General features: G+C 36.2%; 21 protein-coding genes and 2 tRNA genes. 14 read left to right on the top strand and 9 right to left on the bottom strand.

Annotated elements, in window-relative coordinates; genetic code table 11:
- Positions 1–37 precede the first annotated feature (37 nt).
- The gene (katG, locus tag AC1MPL_RS03905) at positions 38–2,224 is read right to left on the bottom strand and encodes a catalase/peroxidase HPI (RefSeq protein ID WP_479764397.1); all 2,187 of its coding nucleotides are present in this window, start codon (positions 2,222–2,224) and stop codon (positions 38–40) included.
- A 363-nt stretch (positions 2,225–2,587) separates the two neighbouring features.
- On the opposite strand from katG, the gene AC1MPL_RS03900 reads away from it, so the two are divergent.
- Positions 2,588–4,105, top strand: a complete 1,518-nt coding sequence (locus AC1MPL_RS03900; protein WP_479764396.1) for a catalase — start codon at positions 2,588–2,590, stop codon at positions 4,103–4,105.
- A gap of 62 nt (positions 4,106–4,167) precedes the next feature.
- On the opposite strand, the gene AC1MPL_RS03895 is transcribed toward AC1MPL_RS03900, so the two are convergent.
- Positions 4,168–5,220: an MBL fold metallo-hydrolase gene (locus AC1MPL_RS03895; protein WP_479764394.1), complete on the bottom strand. Its 1,053-nt coding sequence runs from the start codon at positions 5,218–5,220 to the stop codon at positions 4,168–4,170.
- 301 nt (positions 5,221–5,521) lie between these two features.
- Here AC1MPL_RS03895 and AC1MPL_RS03890 point away from each other — a divergent pair, with 301 nt between their 5' ends.
- Positions 5,522–6,418 carry a LysR substrate-binding domain-containing protein gene (locus AC1MPL_RS03890; RefSeq protein ID WP_479764392.1) on the top strand — a complete coding sequence of 299 codons (897 nt, stop codon included), beginning with the start codon at positions 5,522–5,524 and terminating at the stop codon, positions 6,416–6,418.
- Between the two features lie 56 nt (positions 6,419–6,474).
- On the opposite strand, the gene AC1MPL_RS03885 is transcribed toward AC1MPL_RS03890, so the two are convergent.
- Positions 6,475–7,122 (bottom strand): HAD-IA family hydrolase, encoded by a 648-nt coding sequence (locus AC1MPL_RS03885; RefSeq protein WP_479764390.1) that lies wholly within the window; start codon positions 7,120–7,122, stop codon positions 6,475–6,477.
- 1 nt (position 7,123) lies between these two features.
- A complete protein-coding gene (locus AC1MPL_RS03880) occupies positions 7,124–8,053 on the bottom strand; it encodes an RluA family pseudouridine synthase (RefSeq protein WP_479764388.1) in 930 nt (309 codons plus the stop codon).
- Positions 8,054–8,772: 719 nt separating this feature from the next.
- Between AC1MPL_RS03880 and AC1MPL_RS03875 the strand changes: the two genes are divergently transcribed.
- The 3 genes from AC1MPL_RS03875 to AC1MPL_RS03865 all read left to right on the top strand — a co-directional run bounded on the left by AC1MPL_RS03875 (position 8,773) and on the right by AC1MPL_RS03865 (position 12,646).
- Entirely contained in the window at positions 8,773–12,213 is a 3,441-nt protein-coding gene (locus AC1MPL_RS03875; protein ID WP_479764386.1) for an Rne/Rng family ribonuclease, read from the top strand.
- A gap of 261 nt (positions 12,214–12,474) precedes the next feature.
- Positions 12,475–12,550: transfer RNA gene (locus tag AC1MPL_RS03870), tRNA-Lys, on the top strand.
- 20 nt (positions 12,551–12,570) lie between these two features.
- Positions 12,571–12,646: transfer RNA gene (locus tag AC1MPL_RS03865), tRNA-Lys, on the top strand.
- Positions 12,647–12,684: 38 nt separating this feature from the next.
- Here AC1MPL_RS03865 and AC1MPL_RS03860 read toward each other — a convergent pair.
- Positions 12,685–13,308 carry a hypothetical protein gene (locus AC1MPL_RS03860; protein WP_479764384.1) on the bottom strand — a complete coding sequence of 208 codons (624 nt, stop codon included), beginning with the start codon at positions 13,306–13,308 and terminating at the stop codon, positions 12,685–12,687.
- Between the two features lie 248 nt (positions 13,309–13,556).
- Here AC1MPL_RS03860 and AC1MPL_RS03855 point away from each other — a divergent pair, with 248 nt between their 5' ends.
- From AC1MPL_RS03855 to glyS, 3 genes are all read left to right on the top strand, one after another.
- Positions 13,557–13,817, top strand: a complete 261-nt coding sequence (locus AC1MPL_RS03855; protein ID WP_479764382.1) for a PspC domain-containing protein — start codon at positions 13,557–13,559, stop codon at positions 13,815–13,817.
- A gap of 126 nt (positions 13,818–13,943) precedes the next feature.
- On the top strand, positions 13,944–14,921 hold the full coding sequence (gene glyQ / locus AC1MPL_RS03850) for a glycine--tRNA ligase subunit alpha (RefSeq protein ID WP_479764380.1): 978 nt from the start codon (positions 13,944–13,946) through the stop codon (positions 14,919–14,921).
- The gene (glyS, locus tag AC1MPL_RS03845) at positions 14,921–16,990 is read left to right on the top strand and encodes a glycine--tRNA ligase subunit beta (protein WP_479764378.1); all 2,070 of its coding nucleotides are present in this window, start codon (positions 14,921–14,923) and stop codon (positions 16,988–16,990) included. Before glyQ ends, glyS begins: the two co-directional genes overlap by 1 nt.
- Before the next feature lie 51 nt (positions 16,991–17,041).
- Here the strand turns inward: glyS and AC1MPL_RS03840 are convergent, their stop codons facing one another.
- The gene (locus tag AC1MPL_RS03840; RefSeq protein WP_479764377.1) at positions 17,042–18,304 is read right to left on the bottom strand and encodes a hypothetical protein; all 1,263 of its coding nucleotides are present in this window, start codon (positions 18,302–18,304) and stop codon (positions 17,042–17,044) included.
- Between the two features lie 334 nt (positions 18,305–18,638).
- On the opposite strand from AC1MPL_RS03840, the gene AC1MPL_RS03835 reads away from it, so the two are divergent.
- Positions 18,639–19,232 (top strand): hypothetical protein, encoded by a 594-nt coding sequence (locus AC1MPL_RS03835; protein WP_479764375.1) that lies wholly within the window; start codon positions 18,639–18,641, stop codon positions 19,230–19,232.
- Positions 19,233–19,294: 62 nt separating this feature from the next.
- Here the strand turns inward: AC1MPL_RS03835 and AC1MPL_RS03830 are convergent, their stop codons facing one another.
- Complete coding sequence (locus tag AC1MPL_RS03830; protein ID WP_479764374.1) at positions 19,295–20,143, bottom strand: aldo/keto reductase; 849 nt, start codon at positions 20,141–20,143, stop codon at positions 19,295–19,297.
- 178 nt (positions 20,144–20,321) lie between these two features.
- On the opposite strand from AC1MPL_RS03830, the gene AC1MPL_RS03825 reads away from it, so the two are divergent.
- A complete protein-coding gene (locus AC1MPL_RS03825; protein WP_479764372.1) occupies positions 20,322–21,098 on the top strand; it encodes a class I SAM-dependent methyltransferase in 777 nt (258 codons plus the stop codon).
- A 25-nt stretch (positions 21,099–21,123) separates the two neighbouring features.
- Entirely contained in the window at positions 21,124–21,642 is a 519-nt protein-coding gene (locus AC1MPL_RS03820; RefSeq protein WP_479764370.1) for a hypothetical protein, read from the top strand.
- Here AC1MPL_RS03820 and AC1MPL_RS03815 read toward each other — a convergent pair.
- Positions 21,639–22,052: a protease inhibitor I42 family protein gene (locus AC1MPL_RS03815; RefSeq protein WP_479764369.1), complete on the bottom strand. Its 414-nt coding sequence runs from the start codon at positions 22,050–22,052 to the stop codon at positions 21,639–21,641. The genes AC1MPL_RS03820 and AC1MPL_RS03815 overlap by 4 nt on opposite strands.
- A 168-nt stretch (positions 22,053–22,220) precedes the next feature.
- Positions 22,221–22,685 (bottom strand): Holliday junction resolvase-like protein, encoded by a 465-nt coding sequence (locus tag AC1MPL_RS03810; protein ID WP_479764367.1) that lies wholly within the window; start codon positions 22,683–22,685, stop codon positions 22,221–22,223.
- Positions 22,686–22,830: 145 nt separating this feature from the next.
- Here AC1MPL_RS03810 and AC1MPL_RS03805 point away from each other — a divergent pair, with 145 nt between their 5' ends.
- The 3 genes from AC1MPL_RS03805 to AC1MPL_RS03795 all read left to right on the top strand — a co-directional run bounded on the left by AC1MPL_RS03805 (position 22,831) and on the right by AC1MPL_RS03795 (position 25,436).
- The gene (locus AC1MPL_RS03805) at positions 22,831–23,475 is read left to right on the top strand and encodes a division plane positioning ATPase MipZ (RefSeq protein ID WP_479764366.1); all 645 of its coding nucleotides are present in this window, start codon (positions 22,831–22,833) and stop codon (positions 23,473–23,475) included.
- A 91-nt stretch (positions 23,476–23,566) separates the two neighbouring features.
- Entirely contained in the window at positions 23,567–24,628 is a 1,062-nt protein-coding gene (locus AC1MPL_RS03800) for an AI-2E family transporter (RefSeq protein ID WP_479764364.1), read from the top strand.
- Between the two features lie 199 nt (positions 24,629–24,827).
- Entirely contained in the window at positions 24,828–25,436 is a 609-nt protein-coding gene (locus tag AC1MPL_RS03795; protein ID WP_479764362.1) for an NAD(P)-dependent oxidoreductase, read from the top strand.
- Positions 25,437–25,563 lie beyond the last annotated feature (127 nt).

The raw sequence follows: 25,563 nt of genomic DNA, 5'->3' as shown, positions 1-25,563 counted from the left end.
AGCCCTCGCACATGCGAGGGCTTTTTTATTCAAATAATTATGCTTTTACATCGAAACGATCAGCATTCATTACTTTTGTCCATGCTTTTACAAAGTCTTTAACAAACTTTTCTTTATTGTCATCTTGTGCATAAACTTCTGCATAAGAGCGTAAAATAGAGTTAGAACCAAAGACCAAGTCAACACGTGTTGCTGTCCATTTTACATTGCCCGTTGCGCGGTCACGAATTTCATATAAATTCTTACCTACAGGCTTCCATGTATTGTTCATGTCTGTAAGATTTACAAAGAAATCATTTGTAAGTACGCCTTCTTTCTCTGTAAACATGCCATGTTTTGTTTGACCATGGTTCGTACCAAGTACACGCATACCACCAATTAATACAGTCATTTCAGGAGCTGTTAAACCAAGTAACTGTGTGCGATCAAGTAACATTTCTTCAGGTTGAACTGCGTAATCTTCTTTAATCCAATTACGGAAACCATCATGTTTTGGCTCAAGATCTTTAAATGAGTATTCATCAGTCTGATCTTGCGTTGCATCACCACGACCTGCCGTGAATGGCACAATTACATTTACACCAGCGTCTTTTGCAGCTTGCTCTACCGCAGCAGTACCACCAAGTACAATAAGGTCGGCTAAACTTACTTTCTTGTCTAATGTACCCTGTAACTGTTCAAGTGTAGCAATTACTCTTGCAAGACGTTCAGGCTCATTACCTGCCCAATCTTTTTGTGGTGCAAGGCGAATACGCGCACCATTTGCACCACCACGGTAGTCTGAACCACGGTATGTACGTGCGCTATCCCATGCTGTATTAATTAGTTCTGCATGTGTTAGACCACTTGTAAGCAGTTTCTCTTTTAACGATTTAATCTCATCTTCAGTTAAAATATAATCTACTGTAGGTACAGGATCCTGCCAAATTAAATCTTCTTGAGGAACATGTGACCCTAAATATCTTGCTTTTGGCCCTAAATCACGGTGAGTCAATTTAAACCATGCACGTGCAAACACTTCAGAGAAGTAAGCAGGGTCTTTATAAAAACGTTCTGAAATCTTACGATATTCAGGATCAATTTTTAATGCCATATCTGCATCGGTCATAATCGGATTACGACGGACATTTGGATTATGGGCATCAATTGGTTTATCTTCTTCTTTAATATTTACAGGTTCCCATTGTGTTGCTCCTGCTGGGCTCTTCGTTAGTTCCCAATCATATGTAAAGAGTAAGTAAAAGAACTCATTGTCCCATTTGGTAGGATTCGTTGTCCAAGCACCTTCAATACCACTGACCATGGTATTCGTACCATTTCCTGTGCCTTCAGGGTTATGCCAACCCAAGCCTTGGAACTCAACATCTGCGGCTTCTGTATCTGCACCAAGTAATTCTGCTTTACCATTCCCGTGTGCTTTCCCTACAGTATGACCACCTGCTGTTAATGCAACAGTTTCTTCATCATTCATTGCCATACGGTCAAAGGTAACACGCATGTCTTGTGCTGTTTTTAAAGGATCAGATTTGCCATCTACACCTTCAGGGTTTACATAAATCAAGCCCATTTGCACAGCCGCAAGCGGATTTTCTAAAGAACTACGATCTTGGTCATTTTCATAACGATTTTCTGTTGCATCTAACCATTTGCGCTCTTCACCCCAATAAATATCTTTTTCAGGATGCCAGATATCTTTACGACCACCTGCAAAACCAAAAGTTTTTAATCCTGCAACTTCATATGCAACTGTACCAGCCAAGATAATTAAATCACCCCAAGAGATTTTATTACCGTATTTTTGCTTAATTGGCCATAATAGACGGCGACCTTTATCTGTATTCACATTATCAGGCCAGCTATTTAAAGGTGCAAAACGCTGGTTACCTGTATTGGCACCGCCACGTCCATCTTGTTTTCTATATGTTCCAGCCAAGTGCCAAGCTGTACGCACAAACATACCTACATAACTTCCCCAATCAGCAGGCCACCAGTCTTGGCTAGAAGAAATTAATTCACGAATATCAGCTTTAACTGCATCAATATCTAATGAGTTAAATGCTTTTTCATAGTCAAAATCTGGATCCATTGGATCTGTTTTATAGTCATGCTGAGATAAAATATCTAAGTTTAGGGCGTTTGGCCACCAATCTGTATTTGAGCTAGCTGCATTTGTATTTGCACCATCTGCATGAAATGGGCATTTAGCTTGCGATTTATTATTCACCTTACTTACTACTCCAACTAAAGGATATTATTAAAACTAGTTTTTTTCTGTATAAATTGGAATCCGTATTTTTTAATGATCTTTATAGATAAACTCTATATTCATAAAATACTATCTAAAAATACTCTACTTTTGTGACATAACTAACAGTAAGATCGAAATATATCTAATATTATTCAATATATTACTTAGTACGATAAAATATTCTAACACTCTTAATATATACACTTAGTAACATACTACAACGTGAATACACTCTTTTCTCAAAATTAATATGTATAATAATTATGCAAAAACAAGTACTAAGTAAATTTAATATAAATATATAGCAAGCCCTAGACACTATAAATATAGGAGTTAGCCATGAGCAAGTGCCCATATCATCAAACAACAACAGCGGGTTCACCCATTGCCGATAATCAAAATAGTCTTTCGGTAGATGCAAGAGGTCCTTTACTATTACAAGATTGGCAACTAATTGAAAAATTAGCACATCAAAACAGAGAGCGTATTCCTGAACGTACCGTACATGCCAACGGTTGGGGAGCATTTGGCACATTCACTTTAACTAAAGATCTATCTGAATATACACGTGCCAAAATTTTCAATGGTGCTGGTAAAGAAACAAAAATGCTTGCACGTTTCTCTACAGTTGCAGGAGAAATGGGAGCAGCAGATGCAGAGCGTGATGTCCGTGGTTTTGCACTAAAATTTTACACTGAAGAAGGCAACTGGGATCTCGTTGGAAACAATACACCTGTATTTTTTATTCGAGATCCACTAAAGTTTCCAGACTTTATTCATACGCAAAAACGCCATCCACGTACAAACCTGCGTTCACCAACAGCAATGTGGGACTTTTGGTCACAATCTCCTGAAAGCCTACATCAAGTTACTATCTTAATGTCAGATCGTGGCTTACCTACAGATATAAGACACATGAATGGCTATGGTTCACACACCTACTCTTTTTGGAATGAAAAGGGTGAACGTTTTTGGGTGAAATTTCACTTTAAAACTCAACAAGGGCACCGTCACTGGACTAATCCAGAGGGACAGCAAAAAGTTGGCGAAAGCCGTGAAACAACTCAAGAAGACCTCTACTATAGCATTGAAAATGGTGACTATCCTAAATGGACAGTTCAGGTTCAAATCATGCCTGAATTAGACGCAGAAAAAACATCATATAACCCTTTTGATTTAACAAAAGTATGGCCTCATGCAGATTATCCACCCATTGAAATTGGTGTGCTTGAACTAAATAACAACCCTGAAAACTACTTTGCACAAATTGAACAAGCGGCTTTCTCTCCATCAAATGCTGTACCTGGAATTGGCTTTTCTCCAGACAAAGTGCTACAAGCCCGCGTGTTTAGTTATGCAGATGCACATCGTTATCGCTTAGGTACACACTATGAAAGTATTCCTGTAAACCGCCCTGTTTGCCCTGTTCATCATTATCATAAAGATGGACAAATGAATATTCAGGAACACTTCCCAAATCCAGATGCATATTACGAGCCAAACTCATTTGGTGGTCCAATTCAGAACCCCGATGTCAAAGAACCACCTTTAAAATTGAACTCAAGCATTGTAGACCGCTTTAATCATCGTGATGATGAAGGCAATAATGACTACATCCAAGTCACTAGTTTATTTAATCTATTTGATGAAGGCGAAAAATCACGTCTATTTAGTAATATTGCTGATGCAATGCAGGGAGTTCCTAAAGAAATTATTGAGCGTCAGCTTATACATTTTTCTCGTGTTCACCCAGATTATGAAACTGGTGTACGCAAAGCTTTACACGAAAGTGGTCATAGCTCATATCAACAACAAGATGGGCATATTACCGAACAAACAGATGGACATTCAGAATAAATACATCTCAAAATATTAAACATAAAAAAGCCTATCTCATGATAGGCTTTTTTAGTAGTGAACTATACAATCAGCTTTTTACCTTCATGAATGCAATAAAAAGGATTCATTAGCTTAGAAGCATGTTCTATCGCATGCTCCAATAAGACTTCAGGTTGATCGCGAGGTTCATCTGTAAGTTGAAAAGTACGATAATGAATAGCTATAGATCGCTGAGCTTGTAAATCCATATGCGCTTTCAAAGCATCATAAGGATTCATATGCATATATTTCATCAGTGCTCTCGGCTCGTAAGCACCTATAGGTAGAAGTGCAACACGCGGTGCGCCATACTTTGTGTAGATTTCTTTAAAATGTGTCGAATACCCAGTATCTCCTGCAAAATATAGATACTGACCATCTTTCATAAGACAAAACCCACCCCATAACGCCTTATCCTTATCACGTAATCCACGACCAGAACCATGCTGGGCAGGCGTATAAACTATTTCAAAACCATTTAAATGGGCAGATTGCCACCAATCTAATTCAATCACATGAAAATGTTTGGGTAAATAATAACTATTTCCTAACCCCGTATAAATTGGCATTTGAAACTGCTCATATAGCCACTCTAATGTCGCAATATCCATATGATCATAATGATTATGGCTTAACAGCACACCATGAATAGGGGGCAAATTTTCAAGGGCTACTCCTGCTGGACACACACGTTTAGGTCCTGTACCACTCTTTGGACCTGCATATTCAGACCATACAGGATCTGTTAAAAAATTATATGGTCCTATCTTAATCAATACTGTCGCATGACCTACAAACCAAACTTTCCATTGGTAAGGATCAATATTAGATTGAATCGGTTGCATATCACGAGATTGTGCAAGCGCACTCTCGAACTCAGAATCGATATCTACATTCCAAGATTTACCATTACGCTCTATTAACCATTTAAATATTTTAAACTTATTTAATTTTTTATCTGATGAATATTCATTATGAAAACAACCATTATGATAATTAGGAGAATAATCAAAGGACTGATTAGACTTTATTAATGTATGAGACCAACAGTTCTTATTAGAAATCTGATAGTGTAATTGTTTTTCTTTAGCCATACCTTCTTCTTTAAATTGTTATACGACATTTTCATTAAAAGTTTTAAAATATTTATAATCGTTATCATATCATTCTAATTTTTAATTGAGTACGTTTATATCAATATCTAATACACTTTTGCTACATCTTTATAATTCAGCGAAAATATAACTTCTTATATAAAAAAACTATTAATAATCAAAAATATATATGAATTTATTTATTATTTTTCAAGCATTTTATATATTTCACACTTTAAATTTATAACCTTTAGACTATACTAAGCATTGAATTTAATAACAAAATGATTAGGTCAATCTCATGGAATTGCGCCATCTAAGATACTTTATAACAGTAGCAGAAGAGTTAAACTTTAGTAGAGCTGCTTTAAGGTTATATACAGCACAGCCATCATTAAGCCAACAGATAAAAGACCTTGAAGAAGAAATAGGCGTTCGACTATTTAACAGAACAAAGCGTAAAGTAGAACTTACCGAAGAAGGTCTTATATTTCTCGAACATGCTCGACTAACTATTAGTCAAGCTGAGAAAGCAGTATCTATGGCACGCCAAGTACAGTTATCAAAACAGCATACCTTAAGAATAGGCTTTATTACCTCTGCTGAAATTCGAATACTCCCTAAAATTCTACCTCACTTTAGAGTCGAGTATCCAAATGTCAAAATTGAATTACAAATTCTAGATGACACCAAACAGCATAAACTTCTTAAAAAAGATGAATTAGACATTATTTTTAGCCGATTAAAAGTAGATGATCCCAAAACTATTGATCAAGTGATCTTTAAAGATGAATTGGCACTCATTCTACCCAAAACACATCCTTTAGCAGCTCTAGAAAAAGTGCCGTTGTCCGCCCTAGAAAGTTTAGATTTTATTCTACCAACAGCACCTAGTTTTAATGTAATGAACCAAGCTGTAAATACATTCATTAAGCAAAATCACCTCAAATTAAAAGTAATACAAAACTCAACAACCATTGTTGATAGTTTAGCTTTAATTAATGCTGGCAAAGGATGCTCTATTTTACCTAAGTACGTTGATCCATTTAGTAGCTTACCCAACCTTGCAATAAAACCATTGGAAAAAGAATTACCTACATTAGATATTATTATGAGTTATAAAAAAGACAATGACTCAATTGCACTCAAAAGTCTACTAGATATGATGCAAACTTTCTTTGATCTTTCACATAGCTAAAAATAAAAATAAGGTATTTGGTGCACATAGCACCAAATACCTAAAAGTAGAAAAAATTAAATATACTTTAACAAAGCTTGATGTAACTCTTTAATATTATCAACAGTGACCAAAGGACTATGCTTCAATAAAATATCTTTAGCATGCACACCGTAAGTCACGCCGATGCTAGGCATACCCATATTACGAGCCATTTGAAGATCATAACTAGTATCACCCACCATGATTCCTTCATGTGCAGATAACCCCGTATGATTCAAAATTTCCTGTAGCATCAATGGATCAGGCTTAGATTTGGTTTCACTCGCAGCACGTGTAATTTCAAATATTCCAGTACTTTGAGTTTTTTCTAAAACACGGTCAAGCCCTCGTCTACTTTTTCCTGTTGCAACAGCAAGTAAGACCCCTTTTTTTCTTAGATCAGACAACATCTCTGCAACACCATCAAACCATAAGTCATTTTTAGAGTACTCCACATAATGCGTTGCGTAACTTTCGAGAAGTTTTTCATGCAAATGTGGCACAGCAGGAAATAGATGTTGCATTACTTCAGGTAGCCCTAAACCAATAACATCTTTCCCATCTGCATAACTAAGTGGCTGATCATATTGCTTTGCAGCAAACTGTAAACTACTTACAATCTGATCAATTGAATTAAATAATGTACCGTCCCAATCAAAAACAACAAGCTTTGTTTTATCCATTTTATTCTTTACTTAAATGAGTCAAAACATCCTGCATATCATCAGGCAAAGGTGCCTCAATTGCTGGATAATTTGGAATTTCTAAACGCATTGCATGCAAGCATAATCGTCTTGGTGCAATCCCATGATAGGCTATATTATGCCCATATTTTTCATCACCTAACAAGGGGTGACCAATGCTTAAACCATGTACACGAATCTGATGCGTACGGCCAGACAATGGCAATGCATGAACAAGCGTGGCAGTCTTAAATCTTTGCGCAACTTTCCAAATGGTTTCGCTTGGCTTACCATCTTTACTTACTCGAACTCTTCGCTCTCCGTTTGCCAGCTCATAACGTAGCAATGGCACATTAATACGCTGTTCATTTAAACTCACCTGCCCTTTGACAATAGCAGCATACGTTTTTTGTATCTTGTGCTGACGCAATAAATCTTGTAAGTTCTTTAAAACACTTCTTTTCTTGCTAATCATCACTAGTCCAGAAGTATCTCTATCAATACGATGTACAAGTTCTAAATATTTCTTTCCTGTTGCTGTTCGTAAAGCCTCAATTAACCCATACGCAATACCACTACCACCATGAACAGCAATACCTGATGGTTTATTAATGACAATTAGCCCTTCATCTTCATAAATAATACGGTTGAGCAATCCTTGAGCGACATCATCACTTACAGGCACATCAGTATCTTGCTTTTGTTCATATCTAATTGGCGCAACACGAATTTGATCACCAATACTTAACTTTGTATCTGCCTTAACCCGTTTTTTATTTACACGTATTTGACCTTCACGAATTAAGCGATAAATTCTACTTTTTGGTACACCTTTTAAACGTGAAAATAGAAAATTATCGATACGCTGATCTAGCTGATTTTCATCAACCTCAAACCAAGTGACACTTTGCCATTGCTGATTGGAATTCATACAACTATTTTAAAACCTTATTTAACAATTTTGAATAAAATATGACCACTTAGAGAGATTATTTCACAATAAACATCTGCTAAACCCATAGGCAGATGCCGCAAGGTTTGATATAGTCAGCGCTCGGATACCGCCGTAAATGAGTATTTGCACAAAAAATATTCGCCTAACTTAGTGGATGAATAATGCAGTTTTAATATACTCATCATAAACTCGGAGTGGTCCCAAAAGAATATGCCGATGCCAAAGGCTTTATTATATCGGCAAAACTGTAGCCTATTGCGTAAAAAATAATGCTTTTGCATACACAATAGTCTACCCCAAAAAGATTTGTTGCCAATTTCGATTGGTTTATTAATGTAAACTGAAACACATCAGATTAAGTCACTCTTTGAATATTACTCAGGCTTAAACATTTGATGTATTGAAACACTGTAGTATAGCCTTAATACGATGAACATTCCGTATTAAACGTCTATAAAAGACGAAAATGCTTTTACTACAGTCAAGTGGTTTTCACAATACAACAAATGTGGCGGTAAAATTTAGATGAGTTTAGTCAAAAGGATGCTTAAGCAATTTAAAATATAAAAGAGAAGCAAGCCCTTTCAAATGGCTCATTCGTTCTGCCTTACAACCAGACATCTTTTTTCTCTATATTTAAATTGCACCATAACAGGCTGACTTATCTCTATGTTTCAATGATTAGGTATTACCCCATGAAACGTATGTTGATCAATGCAACACATGCCGAAGAAGTCCGTGTTGCACTTATCACCGATCAGCGTCTATATGACTTTGATCTTGAAAATCGTACCAGAGAGCAAAAAAAATCAAATATTTATAAAGGTCATGTAACACGTGTAGAGCCTTCTTTAGAAGCTGTATTCGTTGAATACGGCGCACAACGTCAAGGCTTTTTATCAATGCGTGAAATTGCACGTAGCTATTTGAATGCAGATGCACGTGACAGCTCAAATATTCGTGAACTCATTACCGAAGGTACAGAGTTACTCGTTCAAGTTGAAAAAGAAGAACGTGGCAATAAAGGTGCTGCTCTTTCTACTTATATCTCTTTAGCTGGTCGCTATCTTGTTCTTATGCCAAATAACCCAAAAGGTGGTGGTATTAGCCGTCAAATTTCGGGTACAGTTCGTGAAGAGCTTAAGGCTATGCTGGCATCTTTAAATATGCCACGTGGTATGAGCGTAATTGTACGTACAGCAGGTATTGGTCGCAGCCAAGAAGAACTACAGCTAGACTTACAACACCTACTCGACCTTTGGGCTCAAATTCAAAACACCGCAAGCTCTGGCCCATCTCCAATGCTTGTACATCAAGAAGCTGGTGTTGTTACTCGTGCTATTCGCGACTACTTACGTGATGATGTTTCTGAAATTCTTATCGACAATGAACAAGCATTTAACGAAGCATATAACTTTGTTAAGGTTGTTATGCCTCGTCAGCTAGATAAGCTAAAAACCTATACACTCAATGAACCATTATTCGCACACTTTGGCATTGAAAGCCAGATTCAAACAGCTTATGAACGTGAAGTAAAACTGCCATCGGGTGGTTCTATCGTAATCGATCAAACTGAAGCACTTGTTTCTATCGATATCAACTCTGCTAAGTCAACGCGTGGACAAGATGTCGAAGATACTGCGCTTAATACCAACTTAGAAGCAGCTGAAGAAATTGCTCGCCAACTCCGCCTTAGAGATATTGGTGGTTTAGTTGTTATTGACTTCATTGATATGGGTAAAGACCGTAACCAACGCATGGTGGAAGCTAAACTGCGTGAAGCGACCCAAAGTGACCGTGCACGTATCCAATTTGGTCAACTTTCTCGCTTTGGTTTAATGGAAATGAGTCGCCAACGCCTACGACCATCTCTAGAAGAATCAACAGGCTATGTTTGCCCTCGTTGCCATGGTACAGGTATGGTGCGTGATGTACGCTCTCTTTCTTTATCTATTATGCGTAAAGTTGAAGAAATTGCATTACAAGAACGGCAAGGTGAAGTACAAATTGAAGTACCCGTAGAAATTGCTGCCTTCTTACTTAATGAAAAACGTCATAGCTTAGTTTACCTTGAGCAAACTTCAAATGTAAGAATTACTATACTGCCACATCCCCACTTAGAAACACCTCATTACGAAATTCAGTACAATCCAGAAGGCTTTGCACCAACAAGCTACGAACGCACCGAAGCAACACGTTCTACTGAAAAAGAATTGGGTTATGAGTCATCTCAATGGCACCTAGATGAGACTGAAAACACCAATCAACATCAAACAGTGAAAGAAACGCAAAAAACTGGGCAAAAATCTAACGTAAATTCACCTAATCCAAACCATTCCAACAAAAGAACTCAAGCACAACAAGCTACACAGCAAAAACATAGTCCATGTGCTTGGTTAGAAAACTTATTTGTACAAAAGCAAGCGCAGACAACAGATCAATCTCGCACAGCAAACAATGCTGCCGCTGCAATTGAACAAATGGTAAACAATGGGGCTGTAAGTCGCGGTCAATTTGGTCAGCTTCAAAACCAACAAACTCAAGTAGCTGCACCAGAAATTGTACAAAGTGACAATGCTTACATTGCGCGTAACCAAGCACCTACAAAAAATGAAAAGTCATCTGTAGAGAAAGAAGAAAAGCCACAGCAAAGAAATAAAAAGCAAAGAAACAACAAGCCTAAAGATCAACGTGACTATAGCAACAACAATGATCAAGCTGTTAACCATCAAGTGCATGAAGAAGTTGTACAGCTTTCCCGTCAAGAAATGCGTGAGCTTAAACGTCAGCAAAAACGTCAGCAACAGCAAGATGCTCCACAACAAGTAGAGCAAAATGCAAATACTGAATCTCAAGCTCAAGCAGTTCCTCGTCGTGACCGCAATCAACAACGTCCAAACCGACCAAACCGCCAGCGCGATACAAGTGTTTTAGAGCAACAAGTAGAAAAACCTACTCAAGCGCCTAAAGCAAACCCAAATCAAGCAGTCAAAGTAGAACTGATTGACACACCTCGTCATGAAGAAATGCCAACTGCCCTTGTTGTTAACTTAGATAAAGAAACTAAGGATATCGTTGCTTTAAATACGGCATCTAAGCCTTCGATACAGCAAGAAACAACACAAAAAGTAGCACCTACCACTACTGTTCATGAGTCAAAAACTGTACCAAGCAAGAAACCACAACAACGTACTGTCGTGGAAACACAACCTCAAAAAACTGTAGAAAAGGAAAAAGTTACTGAAGCTCCAAAACCTGCTCAAAAGCCGCAGCGTGCGAGTAATGATCCACGTTCACATCGTCGTCAAAAGCAAGGTCAAAAGCCTCAAACAACAACTCAGGTAGCAAAGCTAAAGCCAACTCAAATCCCAGAACTTGCACAATATAGTATGGGAAGTTTGATTCGCCATGTTTATGGTGAAGATTGCACAGTACTGATAGAGCAATTTGGTTTAGTACAAACTTTTAATCGTGCATTACTCAAATTTACTGAGCAATACTCTACTCAGGTAAATAAATCATCAGATGTTAAGGAAACAACTGATGAAGAAAAATTACCTGTAACACGTGATGTTGAAGTTCCAACAAAAGTGATCCAAGAGGAGGCTCCTGCTGCTGTTCTTCCATTAACACCTCCAAAATCACAGAATGTGCGCGTTGCAAATGACCCTCGTGAACGTCGTCGTTTAGCTAAACTTGCTGCTGAACAAGCTTTAGAGCAAGCAAAGGCAAAACACTTAGAGGAAGAGCAAAAAACACAGGTTGCACAAGAAATTACACCTGCTGTAGAAGAAAAATCTGAAGAAGAAAAATCTGAAGAAGAAAAATCTGAAGAAGCTTATACAACTGAGGTAATATCTCCTGAAAAAGATAAAATAGCACCAGTTGAAGAGCAAAAACCAGCATCTACTTCTAAAAAGAAAGGAAGTACAAAAGCGGTTAATACTGAAGAGCCTATAAAAGCAACTGAAGAAGAACCTGTTAGCAATACAGATTCTGAATCAGAAGTAGAGCCTGCGGCTAAAAAAACTACGAAAGCTAAAGCAACAAGCAAAGATAAAGCTGCTCGTCCCCGTCGTCCTCGCGGTCGACCACCTAAAAAAGCAGTAACACCTGTTGAACCAACAGAAGAATAATGCTTCAAAAGAAAAAATAGCTACTTTCGAGTAGCTATTTTTTTATTCAATTACTGTCATATAAATATAAAGAAAAGCCTTTATGCTCTTTCTTCAAAAGAAAAATAATTTATTTAAAACATATAAAATTATCAATAATTGCTGTTTTTTTGCCTAAAAAACCAGATTTTGCCTTTTTTATAAACAACCAATCGCTTTTTTCTTAAAAAATACTTGTCATCATTCTATAAGTTGCTACAATACGCTCCATCAAGACGAGATGGGTCGTTAGCTCAGTTGGTAGAGCAGTGGACTTTTAATCCATTGGTCCCGCGTTCGAGTCGCGGACGACCCACCACTTATCTTGAAACCTGTTACGGGTCGTTAGCTCAGTTGGTAGAGCAGTGGACTTTTAATCCATTGGTCCCGCGTTCGAGTCGCGGACGACCCACCAAGATTCAAAAAACCCTTAGTTTTTACTAAGGGTTTTTTTTATGCTTGTTTTTTTAACTGATAATTTTCCATTGGAAAAGGAAATCCTTCTCTATATTCTTGTATATTAACAAGCTTTGTTCTATTAATGTCCATCATCAAACGATCATCGGCAAGTACTTTATAAAAGAATCGCATACCTGTTGCATAAGAAGTCACAATATATTTCTGATTATGAATTAAGATCTCATTCCAATGATCATATTCTACGCCGTCATCTAAATTTTTCCTTGTATCCACTTGTATCATTCCTAATCCTTTAATCAATCGATATACAGAACCATCAGATGCAAGGTTCAATATAAAATCAACTGAACCATTGTGCCTATTGCCACAGCGTGCAACAGGATCATGGCAAGATATCGTTACAACATAACGCCCTACAAGTGCTTTTTCACTCTGTGTTAGTAAGCGTGAATAATCTTTTCTTTTGAAACTTTTAGGCGCAACACTCTGCCCTGCAACACTCCATAAGTTTTTATCTTCTGTAATGTGATTATCTAAGTCCTTTGGTAAATTTTCATTTTTACTACATCCTATTAGAGTGCTACTACAGCCGCCTAATAAGAGAAATATAGTTATTAATTTTCTAGCTTTAACATTGAAAAAGAAAGGTTTTGACATAGTATGGCTTCACTAATATTACAAACTGCAAAACCACTTTCAATAAGTCTTATATATTTAATATATTGGCTATAAAAATGTAGTTTCATCAAAATATTTACCTTTCATTCTAATAAACATTTATGCAAATAATTATATTCTTTACATAAATTAACGCTTTATAATTCTGTGTATATTTTATTATCTATATTTACCCCCATTATAATTAAGTCGCATGACATAACAGTTCATTTTAGAGGAACTTACTTATGAAATCTTCGGGTTTATATCGCTCACGTAAGCATCATATAATTGCAGGGGTAATGGGAGGTATCGCAGAGCGTTTTGGCTGGAATGTAAATCTTCTGCGCATTATTTTTGTCTTAGTTTCTGTAATAAGCGCAGCATTCCCCGGAATTCTCGTTTATTTAGTTTTATGGCTTCTTATACCTAAAGAAAATATAGCAATCAATCAATACAGAACAACCAATAGTACAATGCGTACTGTACATGAAGAAAACATACAGTAATCTTTAACCTCTACTCTACTTTTGAGTAGAGTATTTAACTTTTCACATCTATATTAAACTTTGCCACCACCCATCAAAATCCTTATACTTATAGGTAATATTTTCTTATAATTAATTGGATGCCACATGAGTCGCGCCATCTCTCATATTGATACATTTCAGGGCTTAATTCTTGCCCTTCAAAACTATTGGGCTGAGCAAGGTTGTGTTGTTCTACAACCATACGATATGGAAATGGGTGCAGGAACATTCCACACCGCAACTTTCTTACGTGCGCTAGGGCCAGAAACTTGGAATGCTGCTTATGTTCAGCCTTCTCGTCGTCCTAAAGATGGACGTTATGGTGAAAACCCAAACCGTCTACAGCACTACTATCAATTCCAAGTTGCGCTAAAACCAAATCCTGACAATATCCAACAACTTTACTTGGACTCTCTTAAAGCCATTGGTATAGACACACTTGTACATGACATTCGTTTTGTTGAAGACAACTGGGAATCTCCAACACTAGGTGCATGGGGACTAGGTTGGGAAGTTTGGCTAAATGGTATGGAAGTAACACAATTTACCTACTTCCAACAAGTAGGCGGAATTGAATGCTACCCTGTAACAGGTGAAATTACTTATGGTCTTGAACGTCTAGCCATGTATTTACAAGGTGTCGACTCGGTATATGACCTTGTTTGGACAAAAGGCCAATTTGGTACAGTCACATATGGTGATGTATTCCATCAAAATGAAGTTGAACAGTCGACATATAACTTTGAATATGCACCCGTTGAAAAACTCTTTGAACTTTTTGATTTCTATGAAGCAGAAGCAACACGCTTAACAGAGGTAGACTTACCTTTACCTGCCTATGAACAAGTTATTAAAGCATCTCATGCATTTAATCTATTAGATGCACGCGGTGCTATCTCCGTGACAGAGCGTCAACGCTATATTTTACGTGTGCGTACTCTCTCCCGTGCAATTGCTCAAAGCTATGTAGAAGCACGTGCAAAATTAGGCTTCCCAATGGCTGAACCACATCTAAGAGATGAGGTACTGGCAGAGTTAAAATTACAAGCTGAAAATGATGCAGCAAAAGCGGAGAAAAAATAATGACTCAACATACCGTATTATTTGAACTCGGCTGTGAAGAGCTTCCACCGAAAAGCTTAAAAAAATTACGTGATGCATTAAAAGCCAATACTGAAAAAGGCTTAAATGACGCTGGACTCCAATTTTCTGCAATTGAGTCATATGCTGCACCCCGCCGTCTTGCACTAAAAATTGTAGATGTAGATGGTGCTCAAGCAGATACAAAAAAACGCTTCGATGGTCCTGCTGTAGCTGCTGCATACGATACTGAAGGCAATCCAACAAAAGCGTTGGAAGGCTTTATGCGCGGTCAAGGCATTACAATAGACCAAGTTGAAAAATTCCAAGCTGGCAAAGTTGAAAAAGTTTGCTATTACAAAGAAATTAAAGGGCAAGATTTAGACACCCTACTCCCTACTATTTTACAACATGCTCTAGATCAGCTACCTATTGCTAAACGCATGCGTTCTGCCGCAAGCCGCACAGAATTTGTACGACCTGTAAAATGGGTTGTTTTGCTTAAAGATGACCAAATAATTCAAGCAACAATTCAAGATCATAATACAGGTGCAATCACTTATGGACATCGTTTCCATAACCCTGAAGCAATTACGCTCGCACATGCAAATGAATATCTTGATGCATTAGAAAAAGCATATGTTGTTGCAGACTTTTCTAAACGCCAAGAAACAATTAAAACTCAGGTAAAAGCACTTGCAGACGAAGTTAATGCAACTGCAATCGTACCAAACGATCTATTAGATGAAGTGACTGCACTTGTAGAATGGCCTGTAGCATTACGAGCGACATTTGAAGAGCGCTATCTTGCTGTACCACAAGAAGCCCTTATTACAACCATGCAAGACAACCAGAAATACTTCTGTTTGATCAATAGCGAAAATCAATTACAGCCTTACTTCATTACTGTATCTAACATTAAATCGAAAGACCCGAGTCAGATTATTGAAGGCAATGAAAAGGTGGTTCGCCCACGTTTAAGTGATGCTGAGTTCTTCTTTTTACAAGATCAGAAACAACCACTTGCAAGCCGTTCAGAAAAACTGGCAAAAATGGTATTCCAAGCACAGCTTGGTACACTTTGGGATAAATCTGAGCGCATTGCACAGCTTGCTCAACAAATTGCACAAATTACAGGTGCCAATACAGCAGATGCAGAAAAAGCCGCACACCTTGCGAAATGTGACCTTACCTCTGAACTAGTCGGTGAGTTTCCTGAGTTACAAGGAATCGCAGGTACATATTACGCACGTATTGAAGGTGAAAATGACGAAGTCGCTGAAGCTTTGGGTGAACAATATTTACCTAAATTTGCAGGCGATGCCTTACCAAAAACAAAAACAGGTACAACAATTGCCCTTGCAGACCGCTTAGATACCCTTGTAGGTATTTTTGGCATCGGACAAGCTCCAACAGGTTCAAAAGACCCATTTGCGCTTAGACGCTCTGCTATTGGTATCTTACGTTTAATTATTGAAAACCAATTAAACGTTACTATCGAAACTTTGGTTAACTTTGCATTGAATGCATATGGCAATATAATTGAAGATCACGAAAAAACACGTAGTGATGCTGTAGCTTTTCTAGAAGGACGCTACCGTGCAAAATACGAAGACCAAGGCGTAGCTGTAGATGTACTTCAAGCTGTACAAGCACTTTCACCAAGCTCACCATTAGACTTCGATCGCCGTGTAAATGCAGTAAATCACTTCCGTACACTTCCTGAAGCAAGTGCCCTTGCTGCTGCCAATAAGCGTGTTGCAAATATTCTTGCAAAAGAAAATGTGGCTGATGACAAAATTGCTGAAGATAAACTCATTGAAGATGCTGAAAAAGCACTTTATACAGCAATTCAGAAGATTGAACCAATTGTTCAACCACTTCTTAAAGAGCAGAATTATAGAGAAGCATTAACACACCTTGCACAATTACGCGCGCCTGTAGATGCTTTCTTTGATCATGTAATGGTTATGGCAGATGATGAAGTATTAAAAGCCAACCGCTTACGCTTACTTACCCGCCTACGTCAGTTATTTACTGCTATTGCAGATATCTCTGTGTTACAAGGTTAATCAAGATATAAAAAAAGCGCTCACATGAGCGCTTTTTTTATATCTTTAATATTATACCAAAACTAGTTTTTCATTTTCACTTACAGGCGCTTCCACAAAACTACATAGCCCATGATCATCGGTATTTAAATTTAGATTTTTATAACTAATCACATAATAATCTAAATACTTTTTAAGTACCAAAGGATTCATATCACTTGTAAGTGGATCATCCTCCTTAAACAATTTCATTACACGGCGATCATTCATTGCAATTAAATAATGTTCGCTATTTAGCTCAACCTTCACCAAACAACTCGATTTTGCCATTAATGGCAGTAAGTATTTATGATTTAAGTCAATTGCATCCTGTGAATAGCTTTCCACTTTGTTACTAATCACATTAAATACTAAAAAATTACCAAAGTTATCCTGCAATTGCTGACGGTTTTCTTGTGGTAAATTTACCTTAATACCTAACTTCTGCAAATCCTGCTCTGTCACCTGACGACGACTTAACATTACACGGGTAATAAGCTGTTTAAGTGTTGGGTCTAAATACTGTGCATCAAGCTGTAAATCATTGTTCTTTAAAATTCGTCCCAACGCTTTACTATGACGCGCCATCAAGTTACCAATGACATTACGATAGTAAAACTTACTTTTCTTTTTTACCTGACGCATTTGTTCATAAAAGTAAGGCTGGTCTAAATCATGTCGAATAAAATCATTTAACAAACTTGAACTTGCCAAAACAGACAATGCCTCATGCCCTGTAAATGGAAGGTTGAGTGTCATCACAGAAGGTAAAATTTGTTTTATTTTTAAATAATGCTCTCTGTCATTCTCATAATATGGATCATAGACGATAATATAATCAGTGTCTTTAGAAACATCTTCTTCTTGTATTCTCATGTCACGATGCAGGCTAACATCAAAAAACTCTGCATAGCGGCGATCTTCAACTTCTTGAGGATTGATCGTGAACTGTGGAACGAATGCAATTGCACGTGACATATTCAATAATTTTGAATACTTTAAAACAGCATACCCCCCCATTGAACCACCATAGCCAATAATTTTTTTAAATTGAGCTATATAAGGAGCAACTGCCTCAAGCATATTTGTCATGCTTTCTATAGGAAACCATGACTTTTCTTTTGGCATAATGCCAATAACATTATAATCATATTTCATTAAAGATTTTTCGGCATTAATACTTAAGCCTTTCGCACGAGTGATTAAATCACCAAACGAAAAAATCAACTCATCCGAATTACCTTTCAAAAAAATAACTCTGATTTGTTCGTCTTCAAAAATTATTTGCTTATCCATTACACACCGAAATTTAAAAATGAATGGCGACCTAAAAATCAGATGCCATAATACAAAGATATAAGGGCAAAACTATTTTTTTATAGTGCCAAATCAAATGAATTATACAAATATAACATTTTTGCTCAAATTTATGTAAAAGAGAAACACCAACCAAGAAGCTGGACTTAAAATGAAATGAATGCATGGGCTATATACTTTTATTAAAATTAATTAATAAATTAGTTTCTTTATAAAAAAGACAATTGAATTCAGCCACTTCATGAAAATGTCATATCAATTTGTAAAAGTATTGCTACAAAATTAATCATCTGTCCATCTTGGAATCTGGGGCATGCACTATATAAGAACATCTGAAGGGTTTGCGGCACTACAAAATCGCGACCGCTCTCTTTCCTCTAAACAACGACAACTACTCCTTCTTATCGGCACGAATGATTTCGAAAAACTGTCATCAGCCGTCAAAGAAAAGCTATGTACTTCTGAAGTACTTGGTGGCTTGATTTCATTAGGATTTATTCGAAAAAATCAAGAATCATCTACTCCTGTAGACTCCACTGAACAGCCCAAAGAGGGTGTAAATACATCTACTACTACACTAAATGAAAAAACTCAACCCACGACTATTAAAGCTGAACCTGAACTAAGTCTTGCAACACCTGTTGCAAAAGATGCAGAAGAATATGATATTGAATTCAGTTTTGAGAATATGAAACAAATGATGGTCGATGCACTGCAAAAACATTGTGGTTTAATGGGTAAAGCACATATTCGATATATTAATGGCTGTACTACTATTTTAGAATTAAAACGCTCACATATGACTGTTGTTACATTACTGCAAGAAAGTAGAATGCCTCAACCTGAAATACGTCGCTTAACAAAAATTCTACAGCGTTTCTATCAACTTAGTAGTGAAACAGCATAAAAGAAAATCCAGTATTACTATACCAAAGCAATGAGATTTATTCTCATTGCTTTTTTCATATATTAAAACTCTTCGTATACAGCAGGATCTTGGTTTTGCAAACGTCCTGTCGGTTTACTTAAAGCATTAATTTCAGCGGCTTGCTCATCTGTCAAACTAAAATCAAAGATAGATTTATTTTCAATCTGATTTTTTGTACTGGTTGCTTTTGGAATAGTAATCACACCTAACTGGAACTGCCACCTTAAAATGACTTGTGGTACTGTTTTACCAACATCTACTGCAATTTTTTCTAATGTAGGATGATGTAAGATTTCACTGGCACGACCCAATGGACTCCATGCCATTGTCACAATACCATTTTTTTGGTTATATTCTCTATTTTCTTGTTGATTAAAAAATGGATGTATTTCCAATTGGTTAACTACAGGAACAACACCCGTTTCTTGCTTTAATAACTCGATATGCTCAGGCAAAAAATTACTTACACCAATCGACTTAATCTGACCTTTTCTCTGTGCTTCTATTAAAGCCTGCCATGCTTCAACAAATAGCCCTTGTTTAGGATTAGGCCAATGAATAAGGTATAAATCGTAATAGCTCAATTGTGCACGAAAGAGTGACTCTTCAATTGTTTCAAGTGCTGCATCATATGTATGATGCCTTCCTGGCAACTTAGAGGTAATAATAAACTCCTCTCTTTCTATACCAGAACGTTGTACAGCCTGCCCAACAGCACCTTCATTTTCATAATTAAATGCTGTATCTAACATACGATAACCTTGCTCAATCGCACCAAGCATCGTTTCTACACCATTATTTCCCTTTAAAGTATATGTACCAAATCCAATTGCGGGAATACCATATCCATCATGTAATGTATGAACAGGAATACTCTGTTGTAATGCCATATTCAACTCCATCATTTATAATTTAAAAAGTAATATTTCTTTTAGTAACTATAGAAGACTCTCTACTAAAGAATATTTAGTATCGCTCATACTATTTATTGCTATACATCAATTCTTATTTCAGCTTAACCAATTATCATGAAAGAATAAATAAGAAACACAAGTTAAAAATATTATTATGAAACAAGAAATTCACCCAATAGCTGAATATGGTTTTAGTCAAGATGCTTCCATGTATCAATATGCACGACCGGATTATCCACCTGTTATCACTTCATGGCTGACACAAGATATTGGTTTAAACTCATCTACAACAGTTATAGATCTTGCTGCTGGTACAGGTAAATTCACACATAATTTAGTAGAAACACAAAGTAAAATTATTGCTATTGAACCCGTCAAAGCAATGGCAGAACAATTTGAGAAACAGCATCCTAACATTCCTCTCATTTCTGCTTTTAGTCATGATATCCCCTTAGAAAATCAAAGTATTGATGCAATTGTATCTGCACAGGCTTTCCACTGGTTTGCTAATATTGATACCCTGCAAGAAGCACATCGCCTTTTAAAAAATGAAGGACATTTTGGTCTTATTTGGAATTATCGTGATAATTCATATCCATGGGTACAAGCTATTTCAGAGGTTATTTCTTCTTTTGAAGACAATACACCTAGATTTCATCACCAGAAATGGCAATATGCTTTCAAGCATCAAAACCTATTCTTTAAAAAATCGGAGAAGATCTTTAACTATACTCATACAGGTACAGTTGATAGAGTGATTTTCAAACGCCTTCGTTCTACAAGTTTTATTGCTACTCTGCCTTTAAAAGATCAGGAGCATATTCAGAAAATATTAGAAAGTATTATTTATGATTATCTTAACAAGATACCTACAGATATTATTGACTTCCCATATTGTACTTACGCTTATGACTTTATACGTTTAGAATAAGTGAAAGGTTCTTAAGCATAGCTCTATGAAATATCCAAAAATACATACGACTTTTCTCTTCAGCATATTGGCAATTTACCTCGGGGGGTGTCACGAAAAAGACTCAACGCCTCTAACGAACAAAACTGAAAAAAAAATCGGTATGCAAACAAATATACGCTCCTTTAAACTAACTCAAGAAGATAGCAGTGATATTGAACAACTTGATCAATTTAATGATGACTTTAGTACAACAACACAAAATATTTATAATGAATTAATTCAACTTAAACAACAAAATATTCTAAGAGAAGACTACATACTACAAAGGAAATATGAGCAAGCACGCGCAGCTGTAAATATGTTAGATGATCTTGATTTAAAAACTGACCAAGGGCACTATATTCAAAGTTTATTAAATCAATACTGGCAACGGCAGGCTGCTTTCTTAAAAAGCAAAACTCAACTGACAAATGAGCACCCTACCCCTGCTAATATTCAAATTTTAACTCAAGCAGAACAACAACTTATGTCTTGGAAAAAAAATCTACAACTTAAACATTAAGAAATACGTATACGACATTGCCAACTTTCTGCAGGAGTCACATTTTTTTCCCATGGACGGATATACTCCAAATGAATTTCCTCTTCCCCTGGTTTTTTTGCATCAAATTGATAGATTTTTTCTGCTGCTTGTCCCACAATTGGTCTGTGTTCTTCTTGTTTTGGCTTTTGCTCTTCTTCATCCATACTAAAAAGCTTCAATGGTTTAACCAATTGCCACTGATATCCTGTACTCGGATTTTCAGGTGCATGGAACATTAAACTCTGTCCAACTTTCATTTCCAACAATGCAGGGCATTTTTGCTTTAATGTGAAAACATGCGTCTTCCCATCAACAGTTGGACTACTGCTGTAACAGCCAACCAATAACAGTCCCATACAGAGTGCGCTAATGCACAATAGATATTTCATTTTTGCTCACTCATTTTTATATCATTATTCAATTATTAAAAGAATCGGCACTGACCTACGATTCTTTTAGAATATAATACATTAAACCCAAGCGATGAAAATTTTCAATCTACAATTTTTAATTTTGAGTAAATAAAATTAGATACTTTTTAAGCTAAATTCCATATTTCAAAATGGATTAATTTTAATCGTTTCAAAGCGCACTCGACCTGCTTTAATGGCTCTTGCAATCGCTTGCTGACCTTTCGTTAAACGTGCATTACCACTTTTAATATCAATAAGTATTACTTCAATATCGTCAGCATGTGCCTCTCCATCACGAAAATCACTATAATTATTAAATACCACATAATCTATTGGATCTCCTAAAAATCGAGCATCGGCAGGCAAATATTCAAACTGAGGAAATAATGGTGCAAACTGCTCCGCCATTTTTCCTTTTAAAACAGCTCGACTAGTATTTACACTTCTTTTTTTTGCTTCTGTTAAAGCCTCCTGATGTTCTAACTCTAGTTCTGCAATATACTTTTCATATTCAGCTTGAATTTTTCCATTCCTAAAACTCGACAAGAATATTGTTGTTATAATTGCCCCAACAAAACCACCGATTAGTGCTGAAATCCAGATGGACATTCGCTAATTTTCCTGTTATTCATAATGAAAGAAATTAATCTACCAAATTTTAACATCACAAGAATCTAGATTCTTAACTGTTATAAATGTTAATTTTTTATTAAAAAGATGTTACATTATTACAAAATAGAATATACGATCTCTCATGAAAACAATTTTAGTTGCAAACCAAAAAGGCGGATGTGGAAAAACCAATACAGCAATTACGATTGCAACTGCACTTGCTGCAAAAGGCTATAAGGTCGCTTTAGCAGATGCAGATACACAAAAATCAACATTGCAATGGCTAAAGCAAAGACCTAATACGGCATATAAAATTCGTTCACTCGATTGGAGAAATGAGAATTCAATTGGTGATGTACCTAAAGATGTTGAATATCTCATTATTGATGCACCAGGTGCTGTTTCTGGGGAACATGCTGAACAGCTTATTAGCGAAAGCCATGCAATTATTACACCACTACAGCCTTCCTTTTTCGATTTAAATAGTACAAAAAAGTTTCTCAAGCGCTTGCAAGATATTAAAAGAATTCGTAAAGGAAAAGTAGATATCCTACTGCTCGCCAATCGTGTGAAATACCATAGTATGAAATCACAAGACGTTCAGGATTTCTTTAAAAAGGTTGAGCATGAACCAATCGCTTGGATTTCTGAGCGTACCGTTTACGGACAGCAAGCAATGCAAGGCTTGAGCATTTTTGATCATCAGCAAAAACGTTTTGTCGATATTCAAAAACAATGGCAACCTATATTAGACCGTATTATTGAAGATGATACTGAATGGTTCTAAACAACTAACTTACTCCTAAATATTAAGGGACTTATCTTATATGTTTTGCTTATTAACGATTTACTTACATTTGAAAAAATAACAACGCAAAATGCTAAAAGATACTGTCCCATCACTAAAACATATTCTCATTTTTCTTGTTCTACTCGTTTTTATCTATTTAAGTTTTTCTGTTCTTAAATACTTTATTTTTCCTATTCTATGGGCAATCATTATTGCCTATATAACTTGGCCACTATATACACTTATTCAAAGTAAAATTGGGCACCAATACAAAGTAATGAACACATCAATCATGCTTGTACTATTCATTACTATTTTTGGGTTTCCATTTATTCTTGCTCTATTTACACTACAAAGAGAAGCCCAAGTTTTATTTATAGAGCTACAACATAGTTTATTAATTGGTCAGTTAGCTCTTCCGACTTCTTTACAGCATATTCCTATTCTAAGCGAAACCTTACAAAATCTAATCTCGCAAATAAATGCCAATCCACATGTTTTTATTCAAAAATTTATATCTTGGATTCAAACTCATTTAAATTATGGTGGCATTATTTTAAATGAATTAGGTCAATGTATTTTTTATTTATTTTGCATGCTTACTTCACTATTTTTTTTATACAGAGACGGCGAACTATTACTTGTACAAAGCCACTCAATTTTAAAAAATTTATTCGGTGAACGCTCTAAGCCCTATATAAAAACCATTGCGCAAACAACACATGCCGTCATTTATGGCATTGGTTTTACTGCTTTTATCCAATCTATTTTAGCAGGGATTAGCTATATTTTTGTAGGCATTCCAAATGCCCTATTCATGTCTTTACTTACATTTTCACTTGCTTTTATTCCTTTAGGAACACCTATCTGTTACGGCAGCATCGCCGTTTGGCTGTTATCACAAAACCAAGCTGTATCTGCACTCATTATATTTTTATGGGGCTGCTGTGTTGTAACACCATCTAGCAATATTATTCGTCCACTTTTTATTTCAAAAACAACAGATATACCCTTCTTAATTATTATGTTTGGTGTGCTTGGTGGTGTAGCAAGCTTTGGCTTTATTGGCCTTATTCTTGGTCCTGTTATTCTTGCAATTTTATTGGCAATTTGGAAAGAATCTTTTCAGATATCTAACAATACAAAATAAGCAGTCACCATTTATATCTTCTACGTTCCTATCGCTCTTTAGTATCAATAAATAGTAAAAGAAGTATTAAAATCTAAGTTATGTACACATTTATTAACCAATATACTGTTTCAATATATGCAACAGTGCATTTTAATTTGGTCTATTTAAACACCTCATTAAACACGATAGTCTAAGAATAAAATATAGGAGTAAAAATATGAAAGTTGCTATTATTGGTGCATCAGGCATGGCTGGTTCTCGCATACTAAATGAGCTTATTTCTCGTGGAAATAAAGTCACTGCAATTGCAAGAAATATCGATAAAATTGAGAAAAATAATGCTGTAACAGCAAAAGCTGTAGATATTAAAGATCAAAAAGCACTAATTGAAGTATTAAAGGGTCACGATGCCGTTATAAGTGCTGTACGCTTTGCTGATCTTGATGGTAAGGCCCTTATTAATGCTGTAAGACAATCAGGCGTCAAACGCTATCTTGTTGTTGGTGGTGCAGGCAGTCTACTTTTACCAGACCAAACACGTTTGATTGACTCACCAAACTTTCCTCAAGAATATCGTAGTGAAGCAGAACCAGGTTGTTTATACCTAGACCAACTTAAACAAGTTCAAGATCTTGACTGGACATTTATTTCTCCATCTGCATTATTCCAACCCGGTGAACGCACAGGAAAGTTTCGTACAGCTAAAGATACTCTTATAAGCAATGAACAAGGCAGTCAAATTTCTGCAGAAGATTATGCAATTGCTTTAGTTGATGCTTTAGAAAAAAGGCAACATATTCGCGAACGATTTACTGTTGGCTACTAATTTAAAAAAAGATGTTGTACTTTTCGCAAGTACAACATCTTTCTTTAAACACTTAAAATACAATTCAAAAAATAGAGTAATTCTCTTAAATACTAAATATTTCTGATTTAAGCTATTAGTTTCAATA

The organism is Acinetobacter sp. N1-1 (assembly GCF_056711485.1).
The sequence above is the reverse complement of the archived record's forward strand: the minus strand, read 5'-3'. Positions and strand labels throughout refer to the sequence as shown.